This window comes from Catenulispora sp. MAP12-49 (genome assembly GCF_041262705.1).
Lineage (GTDB): Bacteria > Actinomycetota > Actinomycetes > Streptomycetales > Catenulisporaceae > Catenulispora.
Map to the genome: position 1 here is coordinate 1 of NZ_JBGCCP010000025.1, position 16,419 is coordinate 16,419.

Sequence of the window (16,419 nt, forward strand, 5' to 3'; positions counted from 1 at the left end):
ACTCGAACACATCTACAGCGCCACAGCACTCAACCTCATCCGGCTGGACGCCTGGTGGAACGACAAGCCACTGGACCGCACCCGCACCAGCCACCACTCCCGCCTCGAACTCGCCCTCATTGCTTAACCAAATAAATGGGCAACAGGATCTCCGCAGGGTGGCGCGGTTGTGGGGTGGTGGGCGACGCTGCGTTGGCTGCTGATGGTCTGGGTAGGTGGTGCTGTTTACTGCGGCAGTCAAAGGCGACAGTCAAGGGCGACAGTCAAGGTCGCCTGTGACTGTCAACCCCCGAACAAACCGCATCCAGCCAGCCCAGCCAGCCGCCCACACCTGAGTCAGAACCGCCCAAAAAACCGCCGCCCGCCGAGCGAACTCGGCAGGCGGCGGCTCCGGCCCGGGCGAGGGGAGTGAACCCGGGCGCGCTGGGATCGGTCAGTGCGGCCGCCGGTGTGGCGGCCTTCGGCTCAGCCGGTCGGGCCCGCCGGCGTCGTGGTGGTCGTGAAGCCGTCCAGCTGGTTGGCCTTGATCGCGAAGGTGTTCGTGAACGTGGTGCCCAGGTTGACCGAGTCGTCGGCGTTGCCGATCAGCTTCTCGGTGGCCAGCACCACCTTCGGGCCGCCGGCCGGCATGATGCCGTCGGGCAGGAACTGGCCCTTGTCCATGGTCAGGGCCGTGATGTAGTCGGCCTTGGTGATGGTCGTGTTGCTCGTGTAGGACGCCGGCAGTGCGTTGGCGATGTCCGTCGCGGAGTGCGTGTTGATCCAGTGCATGGTGTCCACCAGGGCGTCCACCACGTCCTGCACCGCCTCAGGGTTCTTGTTGACCCAGTCGGTGCGGGCCAGGACGCCGGCGGCGGGCCAGGCGCCGCCCAGCGCCTTGTTGGCGCCGTCGGTGGTGGCCAGGTCGATCGCGGAGTAGCCGAGGTTCTCCTTCTCGATGGCGGTGACGGTCGGCTGGGTGGTCATGACGCAGGAGATGGAGCCGTTCTTCAGCGCGGCCAGGGCCGTGGAGCCGGCGCCGACGCCGGTGCGGCTGAACTTGTCCTTGGCGATGCCGGCCTGCGCGGCCAGCAACTGGGTCAGGGTGTCGGTGCCCGAGCCGAGGTCGGTGACGCCCATCGTCTTGCCCGCGAAGTCCGCGCCGCTGTGCACGTTCGCCTTGTTCGCGCACATCTCGCGCTCGCCCGGCGCCCCGGACAGCTGCACCACGTCCTCGACGTTCTTGTGCTTCATCTGGAAGTCGATCGCGTGGTTGTACCAGGCGCCGGCCATGTCCACCTGGCCGGAGACCATGGCGTCCTCGGCGCCGACGCCGCCGTCCTGCTCGGTGCTCAAGGTGACGTCGACGTTGTGCTTCTTGTAGAAGCCCAGCTGGTCGGCCAGCTTGTACGGCAGGTAGATCTGCTTGTCGATGCCGCCGACCATCAGCGTGACGTGCTGGGTGGTCTTCCCGCCGCCGGAGGCGGACGAGGCGGAGGAGCTCTTGGAGGACGAGCAGGCGCTCAGCGCGGTCAGGCTCAGCGCGCCGGCGGCGGCCACGATCAGGATTCTGCGAGCGGATATCACGAGGCGATCGCCTTTCTTCAGGGTGAGGGGAGGTGGTGCGGGTGGATCAGAACGGGACCGGATCAGACCATGACGGTCTCGGAGTGGACCTTCGGCCGCCAGGCCAGCAGCCGGCGCTCGAGGCGTTCGATGACGAACTCGACGATCAGCACCAGGGCGGCGATCACGAACATGTTCGCGAACACCCCGTAGGGGTCGAAGTTGCCCTGCGCGGACTTGATCAGCAGGCCCAGGCCCTGCTGGGCGCCCAGCACCTCGCCGACCACCGCGCCGACGATGGCGAAGCCGAAGGCGCTGTGCAGGGAGGCGATGATCCAGGTCAGCGCCGAGGGGATGATCACGTGCCGGATCGTGTGCCAGCGGCTGGCGCCCAGCACCTTGGCGTTGTTCAGCACGTTGCGGTCCACCTCGCGCACGCCCTGGAAGGCGTTGAAGAACACGATGAAGAACACCAGGACCGCCGCCAGCAGCACCTTGGGCGTCATCCCGACGCCGAAGGCGACGATGAAGATCGAGCCCAGCACGATGCGCGGGATGGCGTTCACGATCTTGATGTACGGGTCCAGGACCTGGGCCAGGAACCGGTTCATGCCCAGCCCGACGCCCATGACGACGCCGACGCCGGTGCCGATCAGGAAGCCGTACAGCGCCTCCTGCATCGTGGTCTCGATCTGCGCCGGGTAGGAGCCGAACTCGGTGCCGTTCTCGAAGTAGTCCCACAGCCGGTTCCAGATGCCGGAGGGCTGGGCGTAGAAGAACTTGTCGACCCAGCCGACCGCGGTGAACCACTGCCAGCCGCCGATGACGATCACGGCCAGCAGCAGGCGTGCCGCCCAGACCTTGACCTTGCGGCGGCGGAAGGCCACCGTGGCCGCCCGGGTGCGCTCGTCCAGCGCCTGCTGGCCGGTGGCCAGGACTTCCTCGGGAGCGGGCCGCGTCGCCGTCGCCGAAAGCTTGTCATCACTCATGCGTCAGACTCCTGCCGTGCGGGCGTAGGCGCGCTCGACCTCGTCGCGCAGCGTGGCCCAGATCTCGTGGTGCAGTTCCAGGAAGCGGCTGCCGAAGCGGATCTCCTGCACGGAGCCGCGCGGCCGCGGGATGTCGATGTCGAAGACCTGCTTCACCCCGCCGGGCGAGGAGGTCATGACCACCACCCGGTCGGCCAGCGCGATGGCCTCCTCCAGGTCGTGGGTGATGAACAGCACCGAGGGCCGCGAGGCCTCCCACAGCTGGGTCAGCTCGTTCGACATGATCGCCTTGGTCTGCACGTCCAGGGCGCCGAAGGGCTCGTCCATCAGCAGCACCCGGGGCTCGGTGATCCACGCCGCGGCCATCGCCACGCGCTTGCGCATGCCGCCGGAGAGCTGGTGCGGGTAGCGGTCCTCGAAGCCGGCCAGGCCGACCCGGCGGATCCAGTCCCGGGCCCGGTCGACGGCCTCCTTCTTGCCGACCTTGCGGAAGATCAGGCCCAGGGCGACGTTCTGCAGCACCGTCTTCCACGGCAGCAGCGCGTCGGCCTGGAACATGAACCCGACGCCGTCGGTGATCCCCTCGACCTCCTTGCCGCCGACCCACACCGAGCCCTCGCTGGGCCGGTCCAGTCCGGAGACCAGCGACAGGGTCGTGGACTTGCCGCAGCCGGTGGGTCCCACGACGGCGCAGAACTGCCCCGGTTCGACGGTGAACGTCACGTCCCGGATCGCGGTGAACACCTCGCCCTTGGGGGTGAGGAACCGTTTGGTGACGTCCCTGATCTCGATCGCGGTGCCTGCCATGGCATCGGTCTCCCTCGCTGCTTGCCGTGCACTTGCTGCTTGCCGATCACTTGCGCCCCCGGAGCCGATGTGGCGTGCGCCTCACTCCGGCGGGGTGCTGTGAAACTAGAGGCGTCCGCCGGGTTACGTCGCCGTTTCGTGCGCAACCCGCGTTTGCCGCGTTACTCGCGGTTGTGTGCGTTTTGCTCAACCGGCGGACCCTTGTCTGATCTGCGGAAACAGCACACAATCTGAAAAATGCGACGTGGATCGGGACGACGGCTGAGCAGCCAGATCTTCGTCAGCCAGGTGTCGATCCTGCTGGCGGTGGTACTGGTGGGTTTCGCGCTGTTCGCGATCCAGGAACGGCGGCAGGTGGACCGCCAGTACATGGACGAGGACCTGCAGATCGCGCAGACCGTGGCCGACACCCCCTCGGTGAAGACCTGCATCGCGTTCCCGTCGGTGGACTGCGACGGCACGTTGCAGGCCATCGCCTATCGGCTGCAGATCGACACCGCGTCCGACTACGTCGTCATCGTCGACAAGTCCGGGATCCGGCACACCCACCCGAACGCCGGCCTGATCGGCAAGCCGATCGACGAGCCGCTGGTCACCCGGCCCAACGTCCGGATCGACCACGGCGCCGTCGGCACCTCGGTGAACGGCCGGGTGCCGCTGTACGGGCCGCTGGGCGACCAGGTCGGCGAGGTCTCGGTCGGACGCAAGGTGGCCTCGGTGACCGCGATCTTCACCGGGCAGCTCCCGGTGTACGCGGCCTGGTTCGGCGCGGCCCTCGGCGTCGGCGCCCTGGCCTCCTACGCCCTGGCGCACCGGCTGAAGCGGCGCACCTTCGGCCTGGAACTCGACGAGATCGCCAAGCTCCTGCAGGAGCGCGAGGCGGTGCTGCACGGCATCCGCGAGGGCATGATCGCCTTCGACCGGTCCGGCCGGGTCACCATGGTCAACGACGAGGCGCGGCGGCTGCTGGGCCTGCCGATGTTCGGCGGCGTCGGCGGCCACCTGGAGGACGTGGTCCCGGCCGGGCGCCTGCAGGACCTGCTCTCCGGCGAGATCGAGGGCAAGGACCAGGTGGTGCTGACCGACGAGTACTGCCTGACCGTGAACCGGATGCCGGTGCGGCTGGCCGGCAAGGCGCACGGCGCGGTGGTGACGCTGCGGGACCGCACCGAGCTGTCCGGGCTGCTGCGCGAACTGGACAGCGTCACCAGCCTCACCGACGCGCTGCGCGCCCAGCAGCACGAGTTCTCCAACCGCATGCACACCGTCGCCGGCCTGCTGGAGCTCGGCGAGCCCGACGAGGCGCTCCAGTACCTGACCGACCTGTCGGGGGCCGAGTCCGCCTTCGCCGAGTCGGTGCGCTCCCGGATCGCGCCGACGGTGCTGGTCGGGCTGATCCTGGCCAAGGCCGCGGTCGCGGGGGAGCGCGGGGTCGAGCTGGAACTGACCGAGGACACCTGGCTCGGCGACACCCCGGACAAGGTGCAGGCGCTGACCACGGTGCTGGGCAACCTGATCGACAACGCCTTCGACGCGGTCTCCGGGCCCGGAGTGGATCCGGGGAAGCCGGGCCGGGTCCTGGTCTCGATCGTCGAGGACGACGACGGCGTCACGGTCCGGGTCGCCGACAACGGCCCCGGCATCCCGGCCGGCGCCGCCGAGCACGTCTTCACCGACGGCTTCACCACCAAGCCGGCCACGGGATCGATGCGAAGAGGTCTCGGTTTGGCCCTGGTCCACCGTCTCGTGCAGCGGCTCGGCGGTAGCATCGCGGCGACCGAGGGGCCCGGCGCGGTGTTCACCGTGCGGCTGCCCAAGGCCGCCGGGGACCGGGACGCCGACCCGCTGCTGAGCGCCGGAGGAGGCACGAGATCACGATGAGCGCCGCCACCACGGTCCTGGTCGTCGACGACGACTACCGGGTCGCCAAGATCCACGCCGCCTATGTCGAGCGCACTCCGGGCTTCACCGTCTGCGGCCAGGCCCACTCCGCCGCGCAGGCCCTGGACCTGGTCGCCGAGCTGCGCCCGGATCTGGTCCTGATGGACGTCTACCTGCCCGACGGCGACGGCCTGGGGGTGATCCGCAAACTGCTGGAGGCCGCGGAGTCTGCCGAGTCTGCCGAGTCCGCGGAGTCCGCCGGCCCCGGCCCGCACCCGGACTTCGTGGTGATCACCGCGGCCCGCGACGTGAACACGGTCCGCACCGCGATGCAGCTCGGCGCGGTGCACTACCTGGTGAAGCCGTTCGGCTACCCGGCGATGGCCGAGAAGCTGACCTCCTACCTGGACCTGCGCCGCCGGATGCGCACCCTGGACGACGCCGACGCGGACGCCGACCAGGCGGACGTGGACGAGCTGTTCGGCCTGCTGCGCGGCCAGCCGGCGCTGCCGGCGCTGCCGGCCAAGGGGCACTCGGCGCCGACACTGGAGCTGGTGCGCAGCGCGGTGCGCGCCGCCGGCGCCGACGTCTCGGCCTCGGAGGTGGCCGAGCGGGTCGGGATCTCGCGGCCCACGGCGCAGCGCTATCTCAGTTACCTGACACGGCACGGCGTGGTGCGGCTCCAGCTGCGGTACGGGGCCACCGGCCGGCCGGAGCACCGGTATTCGGCGCTGGGGTAGGCGCTGCCGGCGCTGTCACCGCGGGGCCGGCTGCCCTTGTTGTCGGCGCTGTCCTTGCTGCCCTTGCTGCCCTTGCTGTCGGCGCTATCCGCGCTTTCCTGGCTGCCCCCGCCGCCGGAGATCGTGATCCGAGCCGTCCATAACGATCCGGTCTCCCCGGCACCGGCCACCGCTCGCACACAGTGGCCGAATATGCGTCAGACGTGGCCGCGATCCCTTACCGGCCTTCGGATTCCGCACCGGACGCGGCACCGGCCACACCCGCCTCGACCACGGCCGGCAGTCGCGCTTCGATAACGAAACCCTGACTTCCGCCCCTATTTGTCCGTTTATCGCAGCGCCAAGGCGGCGATTTCCGGCTGGTCCTGCTGAATCGTGCATCAGCACATGCCTACACTGTCTGCACCGCATCTCCACAGGCGCTCGGGCACCTGCGGGGACAGCGGGGTGTAAAGATCGGAACCCAAGGGAGACCAGACAGTGGCAAGTGGAAACGCGATCCGAGGCAGCCGCGTCGGTGCGGGACCGATGGGGGAGGCCGAGCGCGGCGACGCCGCGCCTCGGGTGTTCGTCTCTTTCTGGTGCGTGAACAAGCACGAGACCAAGCCCTCCTTCGCCAGCGACGCGCAGATCCCCGACACCTGGGACTGCCCCCGCTGCGGCTTCCCCGCCGGCCCGGACAAGGACAACCCTCCGGCGCGCTCACGCACCGAGCCCTACAAGACCCACCTGGCCTACGTCCGCGAGCGCCGCTCCGCCGAGGACGGCGACCAGATCCTGGCCGAGGCCCTGGCCAAGCTCCGCGGCCAGATCTGAATCTGACGACCGCCCCCGCGCGGACCGCCGCTGTGCGGACCGCCTCTGCGCGGACCGCACCCCTCCCGCGACACCGCTCGGCCGGGCCCCACTCGGCTGTCGGGCGGTGACGCCGGGCCCGCGGCGGTCTTGAAGCAGTAGAGCGGTAGTGACCTCTGGCGCCCGGGAGGGCGTCTTCGCCCCGGCTCCCTGATCGGGAGACGGGGCTTCAGTCATGCCGGCTACGGCCGGTTCGCCTCCAACCGCACCACAATCGCCTTCGACGTCGGCGTATTGCTCACCTCGGCCGTGGAATCCAACGGCACCAGCACATTCGTCTCCGGGAAGTACGCCGCCGCGCATCCCCGCGCCGTGTCGTACGCCACCACGCGGAAGCCCGGCGCGCGCCGTTCGGAGCCGTCGGTCCACTCCGAGACCAGGTCCACCATGGCCTCGTCGGCGATGCCCAGGGTGCTCAGGTCGTCGGGGTTCACGAACACCACGCGGCGGCCCGCGTGTATGCCGCGGTAGCGGTCGTCGAGGCCGTAGATCGTGGTGTTGTACTGGTCGTGCGAGCGGACCGTCTGCAGCAGCAGCCGCCCCTCGGGGATGATCGGCGCCTCGAAGCCGTTCGCCGTGAAGTTCGCCTTGCCGGTGGCGGTGGGGAAGGTGCGCGAATCGCGCGGGGCGTGCGGCAGCGCGAAGCCCGAGCCGCGGCGGATGCGGGTGTTGAACTGCTCGAAGCCGGGGATGACGCGCTCGATGCGGTCGCGGATGCGGTCGTAGTCGGCCGCCAGGTCCTCCCACGGCACCGGGTGCTGCGTGCCGAGCACCGTGCGGGCCAGGCGGGCCACGATCGCCACCTCCGACAGCAGAGCCGGCCCGGCCGGGTCCAGGCGCCCGCGCGAGGCGTGCACCAGGCCCATCGAGTCCTCGACGGTGACGAACTGCTCTCGGCCGCCGCGACCGCCACCGCCACCGCCACCGCCACTGCCACTGCCACTGCCACTGCCGCCATCGCTACCGCTACCGCTACCGTCGCCACCTCCGGTCCGATCCACCTCCGTGCGCCCCAGCGTCGGCAGAATCAGCGCGCGCCGGCCCGGCACCACATGGGACCGGTTCAGTTTCGTCGACACCTGCACCGTCAGCGTCGTGCTGCGCAGCGCCGCCTCGGTGACGTCGGTGTCCGGGGTGGCCGCGACGAAGTTGCCGCCCATCGCGAAGAACACCTTCGCGCGGCCGTCGCGCATCGCCCGGATCGCGTCGACCGTGTCGAAGCCGTGCTCGCGCGGCATCGGCACGCCGAACTCGGCCTGCATCGCGTCCAGGAACGCGTCCTTGGGCTTCTCATAGATCCCCATCGTGCGGTCGCCCTGCACGTTGGAGTGCCCGCGCACCGGGCACACCCCGGCGCCGGGCCGGCCCACGTGCCCGCCGAGCAGCAGCACGTTCACCACCTCGCGGATCGTGGGCACCGCGTGCTTGTGCTGCGTCAGGCCCATCGCCCAGCACACGATCAAGCGCTTGGAGGCCCGCACCTCCTGGAACGCCGCCTGGATCTCGGTCCGGGTCAGCCCCGTCGCGGCCAGGATCTCCGGCCAGTCGGTGGCGCGCGCGGCCTTGGCGTAGTCCTGGAAGCCGTGCGTGTACGCGGCGATGAACTCCTGGTCCAGCACGGTCCCGGGAGCGGCGTCCTCGGCCTCCAGCAGCAGCTTGCCGAACGCCCGGAACAGCGCCAGGTCGCCGCCGACCTTGATCTGCAGGAACCGGTCGGCCAGCGGCGTGCCCTTGCCCACGACGCCCGAGACGTTCTGCGGGTTCTTGAACCGCAGCAGCCCGGCCTCCGGCAGCGGGTTCACGGCGGTGATGCGTGTGCCGCCCCGCTTGGCCTTCTCCAGCGCCGAGAGCATGCGCGGGTGGTTGGTGCCCGGGTTCTGCCCGACCACCAGGATCAGGTCGGCCTTGCCCAGGTCGGCCAGCGACACCGAGCCCTTGCCGACGCCGAGGGTCTCGGTCAGCGCCGACCCCGAGGACTCGTGGCACATGTTCGAGCAGTCCGGCAGGTTGTTGGTACCGAAGGAGCGCACGAACGCCTGGTACAGGAACGCCGCCTCGTTCGAGGTCCGGCCGGAGGTGTAGAACACGGCCTCGTCGGGGGTGTCCAGAGCGCGCAGCTCCTCGGCGATCACCCCGAACGCCTCGTCCCAGCCCACCGGCCGGTAGTGCGTGGCGCCGGCGTCCAGCAGCATCGGCGTGGTCAGCCGGCCCTGCTGCCCCAGCCAGTACCCGCTGCGCTCGGCGAGCTCGGCCACGGAGTGCTCGGCGAAGAACTCCGGCGTTATCCGCCGCAGCGTCGCCTCCTCGGCGACCGCCTTGGCCCCGTTCTCGCAGAACTCGGCGATGTGCCGCTTGTCCTCCTCGGGCCAGGCGCACCCCGGGCAGTCGAAACCCTTCTTCTGGTTCAGGCGCAGCAGCGTCTCCGCCGAGCGCTTGACGCCCATCTGGTTCACCGCGTCACGCATCGCCACCGTGACCGCCGGAACCCCCGCAGCCCAGTCCTTGGCGTGCCCGACGCGCAGATTCTCGTCGCCTGGATCGGTGGTCGGCGCCTTGCGGGCCATAATGCGGGCTCCTTTGCCTCGGTGGTTCGGCCTCGACATTGTCGCGCTACGGACCCCGACGTGGAAATGTCCGGTCCGGGACTATGGTGGGCGTCACTTCGGAAAAGATCGCCGGCAGGGGAGCGGGAACGCGTGACGCAGTCAGGTTTGCAGGCCCAGCTCCAGGAGCGCGCGGCCAGGGCGGTGCCCGCCGAGTACGGGCAGCGCAGCGGAACGTGGTTGCTGCGTCACGCTCCGGGGTGTTCGTGGTGGATCGGCTCGGTGCTGCCGCACGGCGCCGGCTCGATCGAGGAAGCCGAGGCGTACACGGCCGAACGCGGCATCCCGACGCTGCTGCAGATGACGCCCGGAGCCGTGCACCCGGACCTGGACGCGCAGCTGGAAGCACGCGGCTACACCCGTCAGGCCTCTGTCTCACTCCAGATCGCGCAGACCTCCCAGGTGCTGGCCCTGGCACCGCGCGGCGCGCTCCGGGTCCGGCTGGAGGAACGGCCGACCCGCGAGTGGTTCGACGTCTGGCACAGCGTGGTCGGCGGCGACCCCGACCCCCCATGGCGGCTCCTGCACCGCATCACCGAACCCTCCGCCTACGCGAGCGTCGAACTCGGCGGCCAGACCATTGCGGTCGGACGCGCCGTCGCCGACACCGGCTGGGCCGGCGTCTTCGGCATGGCCACCCTTCCTGAGGCCCGCGGCAAGGGCGCGGCCGGCGCGGTCCTGGCCGCACTGGCCGACTGGGCCTCGGTGAACGACGCGCCGCGGATGTACTTGCAGGTGGAGCACGAGAACCCGGCCGCGATGCGGTTGTACGGCCGCGTCGGATTCAGCGAGCTGGCTCCGTTCTACTTCCGGGTGAAGGACAGGTAGCTAAAGCCACCGCTCGTACCAGGCCCGGATCCGCCGCAGCACGTCCAGCTGGTGGCCGCGTTCCCGCAGCCAGTGGCCCTCGCGGGGGTAGACCACGAACTCGTGCTCGACCCCGAAGTGGCGCAGCGCGCGGTGGAAGTGGATCGCCTGACCGAGCGGAACGTTGGTGTCCTGCTCACCGTGCAGGATCAGCACCGGGGTACGGATCTGCGAGGCGTAGGAGATCGGGCTGTTCCGGTCGTGCACGTGGGGCCCGGGACCCTCCCATCCGGTGCTGCCACCGAGTGCCGCATCGATGACGCCCCACTCGCCGGTCCCGGCCTGCATACCCCAGTCGCTGATGCCGGCGCCCATCACCGCGGCCTTGAACCGGTCGGTGTGGCCTATCGCCCAGGCCGCCATGAAGCCCCCGTGGCTCCACCCGGAGATCGCCAGACGCTCGGGGTCGGCCACGCCCTGGGCGATCAGCAGGTCGACGCCGCCGAGGATGTCGGTCCACTCATCGCCGCCGACCGCGCCCGCGGCCGTGGCGGCGAACGCGTGGCCGTGCCCTGAGCCGCCGCGCGGATTGGGCAGGAAGACCGCGTACCCGGTGGTCGCCAGCCACTGGCCGGAGTCCATCGGGTTGAGGTTGAACTCGTCGGCGTAACGGAAGTACGGGCCGCCGTGGACCATGGTGACGAGCGGAAACGGGCCCTCGTCCCGACCCCGGCCGGCAGGCAGGATCAGCAGGCCGTCCAACGGCAAGCCATCCGATGCCCGGTAGCTCAGACGCTCCTGGACACCCCAGCGGACCGCGCGCAGTTCCGGCCTGGTGTCGCTGAGCCGGACCAACGGTCCGCCGACGGGCCCGGCGTGGACGTTGTCGGGTTCGTACGCCGTGCTCGCCAACAGGGCACAGGTCCCCCCGGACCGGCTCGCGGTCAGCCCGGACAGTGTGCCGGGCGCCCACGCCACCCGGTCGAAACGCAAGGACTCCGGATCGAGCCGGTACAGCGCGGTGTCCAACCCATCGGCGAACAGCGCGAGCGGCGGCCCGTCCGCGACCTGCACCAGCTCGGTCGGGCAGACCGGCATGCCGGCAGTGAGATCGCGATACTCGACGGCTGCTTCGGCTGCTTCGGCTGCTTCGGCCGCCTCGGTCGTCTGCGGGCCGGCCGTTGGCAGAACACTGTCGAGCACAGCGAGCCCGCCGATCACCTGCCCGCCGGAGACCGCCACATGAGCCAGATGCCAGAGCCCGCCGCCGTACCACCACACGGGGGACTGAGCCTCCATCCCGACCGGACCCAGCTCGTACACGGCCCCCGAACCGGGATCGACCACATGCAGCTCCGCCGTCGCGACACCCGGATCGAGCTCGGCGGTGGACCAGCTCAGCACCGCCAACGGGCCGCCATCCGGACGCTGCGCCACCTCGACCACATGCCGGTCGCCCAGGCCCTCAACGGTCCGCACCTCCCGGCTGTCCAGGTCGAGCAGCCGCAGCCGGGTCACCGGAAGATGCCGGCCCCAGACCTTGACGTCGTCGCCCTCTGCATCCCGGCCCTCGTCCTGGCACTCGTCCTCGCACTCGTCCTCGGCGAGCACGGCGACGGTACGGCCGTCGAACAGCGGACAGTAGTCGGCGATACCGCCGCGCCAGCTGGTCAAAGCCTCGGCCTCGCCACCGGTCACACCGATCCGCGCAAGCTGCGCGGTATCGCGCTCCTCCCGATCGGAGGTGAAGAAGACAGAACCCGAATCCGCCGCCCACTTCGGCGCCAGCTCGCGAGCCATCCCATCCGTCAGCCGACGTGGGCCCGTGCTGCCGTCCACGGCAGCGACCCAGATCGCCCCGCGCGGACGCCCGCCCTCCCCACCGTTAGCGACCACCGCGTACGCGACCAACCGGCCGTCCGGCGAGATGACCGGCCCCATCGGGGCCGCCGCGTCCACCACCGATTCGGCGGTGAGCTCCGCGCTCGAAGGGAACGTCGTCTGCGGCTCCTGATCCACCATGCGCACATCGTTCCGCACGATCGCACCGCCGTCAGGCGGATAACCTCACCCCACCCGCAGACCCAGATGCGCCGCCATCGCCGGCGCCAGCTCCACCAGCTGCCCGCCGTCGATCGTGGCGCCGCGCAACGCGTCCAGGCCGGCCTTGAAATGCAGGCGCGCGCCGCGCAGGTCGACCTCGGCGAGCTTGGCGCGGCTGAAGTCGGCCTCCTCGAACGTGCACCCCGGGAAGCGGACGCGGGTGAGCTTCGCGCCGCCGAAGTCGGCCTCGCGCAGCAGGCAGTCGGTGAACACCACGTCGGTCAGGGCGGCGCCGCGGAAGTTCACCGAGTCCAGCTTCAGCTGGTCGAAGTGCACGCGGCGGATGTCGGCGTCGTGCCACTGCACGCCCGAGGCGATGCCGCGCACGATCTCGGTGTCGCGCCAGTGCGAGGCCGACAGGTCCGGCCCGAGCAGGCGCGAGTCCTCCATCCGCACGTCGGCGAACGTGGTCTGGTTCCACTCCCCGCCCACCAGCGTCACCTCGGCCAGCAGGCACTGGCTGAAGCGGGCGTGGCTGGCGAACACGTCGTCCCAGCTCACGTCGGCGGCACGCTGGTACTCGTAGTGGCCCTCGTCGCGCACCCGGGAGTCCAGGAGCGCCAGCTCGGATAAGGGCGGCAGGTCGGGGCGGGGCGGCGGGGCGGGCTGTGAAGATGGCATGCCGATCATTGTGGCCCACCGCGCGACCGGTCGCGGGGGCTACGGTCACTGTCATGCCCGATGCGATCTTCGCCCATCCCCGCCTCGCAGAGATCTACGACATCTTCGACGACGACCGCTCCGACCTGGACGCCTACGTCGCGATCGCCGCCGAGCTCACCCCGGGACCGGCCGCGGCGGCGGTCGTGGACGTCGGCTGCGGCACCGGCGCCCTGGCCGTCCGGCTCGCCGCGCTCGGCTACCGGGTCACCGGCGTCGACCCGGCGGCCGCGTCGCTGGCCGTGGCCCGCACCAAGCCCCACGCCCAGACCGTCACCTGGATCGAGGGCGACGCCACCGCCCTGCCGGCGCCGGCCGCCGCCGACCTCGCCCTGATGACCGGCAACGTCGCCCAGGTCTTCCTCACCGACGAAGACTGGACCGGCACCCTGCGCGCCGTCGCCGCCGCCCTGCGCCCCGGCGGCCACTTCGTGTTCGAAACCCGCCGCCCGGAGGCGCGCGCGTGGGAGGAATGGGCCCTGGGCTCCGCCCCGGTGGTCCGCGAGGTCCCCGGCATCGGCACAGTGCAGGAGCACAGGGTCTCCTTCAGCGTCGACCTGCCGTATGTGTCCTTCGGCGGCGCCTACCACTTCCCCGACGGCGAGATCGTGAACTCCCAGTCGACCCTGCGCTTCCGCACCCGCGAAGAGGTGCAGGCCAGCCTGGACGAATGCGGGTTCGACGTCGTCGACGTGCGCCAAGCCCCGGACCGGATGGGAAAGGAGTATGTGTTCATCGCCCGCAGACGGGATCATCGGTGACCATGTCCGCACCGATCGACGTCCTGGCCCTGTCCCCGAAACAGACACCGACCTCGACCTCCGGGCTGCTGGCCGACGCCGCACGGGCCCGAGGCCTGCGCGTCCTGGCCGCCGACCAGGTACCGGCCGGGGCGCGCGCCGCGTACTACGGCGGCCCGCTGTACGGCGCGAAGGTCGCCGCCGCACTCGGTGTCGGCCTGCTCGTCCCGCCGGAGGACTTCCTGCAGTCGCTGCCGCCGGACCTGCTCGGACGGAGCGTCCAGGCCATGTCCGCAGGCCAAGCCCGGCAGCTGAGCCGCCCCTTCTTCGCCAAGCCGCCCACCGACAAGTCCTTCGACGCGGGCGTCTTCGCCGACGGCACACGGCTGCCCGAACTCGCGCCGGACACCACCGTGCAGATATCGGAAGTGGTCACCTTCGCCGAGGAACACCGCTTGTTCCTCCTGGACGGCACGGTCCACACCGCCAGCCGCTACGCCCGCTTCGGCCGCCTGGACGTCGCACCGGCGACCGCCGCGGCCCTGGCCTTCGCAGACCGTGTCGCCGGGCAGATCAGCGGCCTGGTCCCGTCGGCGGTGGTCGTGGACGTCGGCCTCATCAGCGACCCCGACTCCGGCACGGAGCGCTGGGCCGTGGTCGAGGCGAACATGGCATGGTTCGCCCACAGCTACGCCGCCGACCCCGACCGCGTCCTGGACGTGATCACCGCCGCGGCCGGGCCGCGCGAGGCCGTCCGGCACGCCGACCTGCCGTTCCTGGACGCATGACGAGGGCACGACGTAAGGGGCCGCCGGGTTCGAAAACCGGCGGCCCCTTACGGCTACTGCCTTTCAGCCTCTGGTTCTAGCTCGGGGAGGAGGGCGGGGGTACTGATCAGGACCAAGGACTAGCTCCCGCTCACAAACCCCAGGTTCTCGTAGACCGTGTCCTGAACCCCCGGCGCCCCGTAGTTCGCCAGCTTCGAGTTCGTCGCCACGATCTGCGGCCGCTGATACAGCGGCACGATCGTGTCCAGCTTCCAGATCGCCGCGTCCGCCTGGTTCGCGTACGCGATCGTCTGGCTGCGGTCCATCGTGCTCAGCGCCTTGGTGAACAGGTTGTCGATGTCGGTGTTGCCGATGCGGCCGTAGTTCTGCTGGATGTTCAGCGTGCCGTCCGAGCCCGTGGTGGGATTGGCGAACACCGGCTGCGCCGTGCTGATCGGGTAGGCGTTGCCGCCCAGGGTCACCGGGGCGATGTCGAAGTCGCCGGTGTTCACGTACTTCGTGTAGTAGTCCGAGCCCGGGACCGGGACGATCGTGATCTGGATCCCGATCGCCGCCAGCTGGTTCTGCACGATCTCCGCCAGCTGCTTGGACGTGTCGTTCGTGGAGGAGATCACGAACTTCAGGGTCAGCGTCTTGCCGTCCTTGGTCCGGGTCTTGCCGCCGTCGGTGCTCGTCCAGCCGGCCTGGTCCAGCAGCGTCTTGGCGCGCGCCACGTCCTGCGTGCCCAGGTCGCCGGAGTTGTCCTGGTAGCCCTGCTGGTTGGTGAGCAGCACGTGGTTGTCCAGCGGGTCGGTGCTCACCCCCAGCGGGCCGACGATCGCGGTGTCGATCTGCTTGCGGTTGATGCCGATGGTCACCGCGTTGCGGACCTTGACGTCCGACAGCGGGCCGGTGCCGGCGCCGTTGAAGGTCAGGTTCGCCCAGACCGGGCCGGCCGCCTTGTGCACCGTCACGTTCGGCAGGTTCTTCACCTGCGCGTAGTACGCGACGTGCGCGCCGATGCCGTACTGCAGGTCGACTTCGTTGTTGGCCAGCGCGCCGCTTTGCGCGTCGGAGTCGATCGACAGGAACACGATCTTGTCCAGCTTGGCCTTGTCGCCCCACCACTTGTCGTTGCGCACCAGCGTCAGCGTCTTGGCGGTCTGGTCGATCGAACCCAGCTTGAACGGGCCGTCACTGGTCGGGATCGCGTCCTTGAAGTCGTTCACGAACTTCTTCGGGTCGCTGTTGGTCGCCGCCGGGTACAGCGGCGAGAACAGGCCCTGCCACTCGCTGTAGGGCTTGGTGAAGGTGATGATCGCCTCCTTCGGGCCGGCGCCGGCCTTGATGCTGGAGATCTGGTCGTAGCCGACCGTGCCGGAGACCTGGAAGGCCTGGTTCGTGCCGTTCAGCGCCTTCCACTGCGCCTCGAAGTCGGCCTCGGTCACCGGCGTGCCGTCCAGCCACACCGCCTGCGGGTTGATCTCCAGGGTCACCACCTGCTGCGGCGACTGCGTGACCGTGTAGGAGGCGACCAGGTTCTTGTTGTTGTGCGGCACACCCTTGGAGTCGGCGTAGAACGGCTGCTCCAGGACCGCGGCCATGATGTCCGACACCGAGCCGTCGGTGCCGTCCACCTCGTTGTAGTTCAGCTGGTCCGAGATCCCCGCCTCCGGCCAGCGCAGCGTGCCGCCGTCGGCGATCTTGTCGCGCGGCTGCGGGTTGATGTCGTTGCCCGGCTGGGTGTTGATGTTCTTCGCCGGGGCGCCGCTGCCGCCGGACCCGGACTTGCCGGAGGAGGAACCGCCGCACGCGGCCAGGCCGAGCGCCAGCACGGCCGCCACGGCCGTGCTCAGAACCAAAGAACGGGGACTGCGTCTCACAGTGCTGTTCTCCTTCAGTGAGGGGGTGAGGCCGGGGCG

General features: G+C 70.1%; 13 protein-coding genes. 6 read left to right on the forward strand and 7 right to left on the reverse strand.

Features of this window, described 5'->3' with window-relative positions:
• Positions 1 to 465: 465 nt before the first annotated feature.
• The 3 genes from ABIA35_RS34315 to ABIA35_RS34325 all read right to left on the reverse strand — a co-directional run bounded on the left by ABIA35_RS34315 (position 466) and on the right by ABIA35_RS34325 (position 3,341).
• Complete coding sequence (locus ABIA35_RS34315; RefSeq protein ID WP_370344027.1) at positions 466 to 1,539, reverse strand: ABC transporter substrate-binding protein; 1,074 nt, start codon at positions 1,537 to 1,539, stop codon at positions 466 to 468.
• An 89-nt stretch (positions 1,540 to 1,628) separates the two neighbouring features.
• Positions 1,629 to 2,534 carry an ABC transporter permease gene (locus ABIA35_RS34320; RefSeq protein WP_370344026.1) on the reverse strand — a complete coding sequence of 302 codons (906 nt, stop codon included), beginning with the start codon at positions 2,532 to 2,534 and terminating at the stop codon, positions 1,629 to 1,631.
• Positions 2,535 to 2,537: 3 nt separating this feature from the next.
• Complete coding sequence (locus ABIA35_RS34325; RefSeq protein ID WP_370360736.1) at positions 2,538 to 3,341, reverse strand: ABC transporter ATP-binding protein; 804 nt, start codon at positions 3,339 to 3,341, stop codon at positions 2,538 to 2,540.
• Positions 3,342 to 3,578: 237 nt separating this feature from the next.
• Here ABIA35_RS34325 and ABIA35_RS34330 point away from each other — a divergent pair, with 237 nt between their 5' ends.
• The 3 genes from ABIA35_RS34330 (at position 3,579) to ABIA35_RS34340 (ending at position 6,778) form a co-directional block, all read left to right on the forward strand.
• Entirely contained in the window at positions 3,579 to 5,222 is a 1,644-nt protein-coding gene (locus tag ABIA35_RS34330; protein WP_370360737.1) for an ATP-binding protein, read from the forward strand.
• Positions 5,219 to 5,962, forward strand: a complete 744-nt coding sequence (locus tag ABIA35_RS34335) for a response regulator (RefSeq protein ID WP_370360738.1) — start codon at positions 5,219 to 5,221, stop codon at positions 5,960 to 5,962. Before ABIA35_RS34330 ends, ABIA35_RS34335 begins: the two co-directional genes overlap by 4 nt.
• Before the next feature lie 480 nt (positions 5,963 to 6,442).
• Positions 6,443 to 6,778, forward strand: coding sequence for an RNA polymerase-binding protein RbpA (locus tag ABIA35_RS34340; protein ID WP_370344021.1), 336 nt, complete (start codon positions 6,443 to 6,445; stop codon positions 6,776 to 6,778).
• 221 nt (positions 6,779 to 6,999) lie between these two features.
• Here the strand turns inward: ABIA35_RS34340 and ABIA35_RS34345 are convergent, their stop codons facing one another.
• Positions 7,000 to 9,381: an FdhF/YdeP family oxidoreductase gene (locus ABIA35_RS34345; RefSeq protein ID WP_370360739.1), complete on the reverse strand. Its 2,382-nt coding sequence runs from the start codon at positions 9,379 to 9,381 to the stop codon at positions 7,000 to 7,002.
• A gap of 132 nt (positions 9,382 to 9,513) precedes the next feature.
• Here ABIA35_RS34345 and ABIA35_RS34350 point away from each other — a divergent pair, with 132 nt between their 5' ends.
• A complete protein-coding gene (locus ABIA35_RS34350; protein WP_370360740.1) occupies positions 9,514 to 10,248 on the forward strand; it encodes a GNAT family N-acetyltransferase in 735 nt (244 codons plus the stop codon).
• Here the strand turns inward: ABIA35_RS34350 and ABIA35_RS34355 are convergent, their stop codons facing one another.
• Both ABIA35_RS34355 and ABIA35_RS34360 read right to left on the reverse strand, forming a co-directional pair.
• Complete coding sequence (locus tag ABIA35_RS34355) at positions 10,249 to 12,249, reverse strand: prolyl oligopeptidase family serine peptidase (RefSeq protein ID WP_370360741.1); 2,001 nt, start codon at positions 12,247 to 12,249, stop codon at positions 10,249 to 10,251.
• Positions 12,250 to 12,294: 45 nt separating this feature from the next.
• Entirely contained in the window at positions 12,295 to 12,951 is a 657-nt protein-coding gene (locus ABIA35_RS34360) for a pentapeptide repeat-containing protein (protein ID WP_370344017.1), read from the reverse strand.
• A gap of 53 nt (positions 12,952 to 13,004) precedes the next feature.
• Between ABIA35_RS34360 and ABIA35_RS34365 the strand changes: the two genes are divergently transcribed.
• Together ABIA35_RS34365 and ABIA35_RS34370 are read left to right on the forward strand one after the other, a co-directional pair.
• A complete protein-coding gene (locus ABIA35_RS34365; RefSeq protein WP_370360742.1) occupies positions 13,005 to 13,751 on the forward strand; it encodes a class I SAM-dependent methyltransferase in 747 nt (248 codons plus the stop codon).
• A 2-nt stretch (positions 13,752 to 13,753) separates the two neighbouring features.
• Positions 13,754 to 14,518, forward strand: a complete 765-nt coding sequence (locus ABIA35_RS34370; protein WP_370360743.1) for an ATP-grasp domain-containing protein — start codon at positions 13,754 to 13,756, stop codon at positions 14,516 to 14,518.
• Positions 14,519 to 14,637: 119 nt separating this feature from the next.
• Here the strand turns inward: ABIA35_RS34370 and ABIA35_RS34375 are convergent, their stop codons facing one another.
• On the reverse strand, positions 14,638 to 16,380 hold the full coding sequence (locus tag ABIA35_RS34375) for an ABC transporter family substrate-binding protein (protein ID WP_370360744.1): 1,743 nt from the start codon (positions 16,378 to 16,380) through the stop codon (positions 14,638 to 14,640).
• Positions 16,381 to 16,419 lie beyond the last annotated feature (39 nt).

What these genes read in the sequence shown, in the direction of transcription:
- ABIA35_RS34320 (WP_370344026.1), bottom strand. Translation starts at nt 2,534, where the DNA reads ATGAGTGATGACAAGCTTTCGGCGACGGCGACGCGGCCCGCTCCCGAG.
- ABIA35_RS34325 (WP_370360736.1), bottom strand. Translation starts at nt 3,341, where the DNA reads ATGGCAGGCACCGCGATCGAGATCAGGGACGTCACCAAACGGTTCCTC.
- ABIA35_RS34330 (WP_370360737.1), top strand. Translation starts at nt 3,579, where the DNA reads ATGCGACGTGGATCGGGACGACGGCTGAGCAGCCAGATCTTCGTCAGC.
- ABIA35_RS34335 (WP_370360738.1), top strand. Translation starts at nt 5,219, where the DNA reads ATGAGCGCCGCCACCACGGTCCTGGTCGTCGACGACGACTACCGGGTC.
- ABIA35_RS34345 (WP_370360739.1), bottom strand. Translation starts at nt 9,381, where the DNA reads ATGGCCCGCAAGGCGCCGACCACCGATCCAGGCGACGAGAATCTGCGC.
- ABIA35_RS34355 (WP_370360741.1), bottom strand. Translation starts at nt 12,249, where the DNA reads ATGGTGGATCAGGAGCCGCAGACGACGTTCCCTTCGAGCGCGGAGCTC.
- ABIA35_RS34360 (WP_370344017.1), bottom strand. Translation starts at nt 12,951, where the DNA reads ATGCCATCTTCACAGCCCGCCCCGCCGCCCCGCCCCGACCTGCCGCCC.
- ABIA35_RS34365 (WP_370360742.1), top strand. Translation starts at nt 13,005, where the DNA reads ATGCCCGATGCGATCTTCGCCCATCCCCGCCTCGCAGAGATCTACGAC.
- ABIA35_RS34370 (WP_370360743.1), top strand. Translation starts at nt 13,754, where the DNA reads ATGTCCGCACCGATCGACGTCCTGGCCCTGTCCCCGAAACAGACACCG.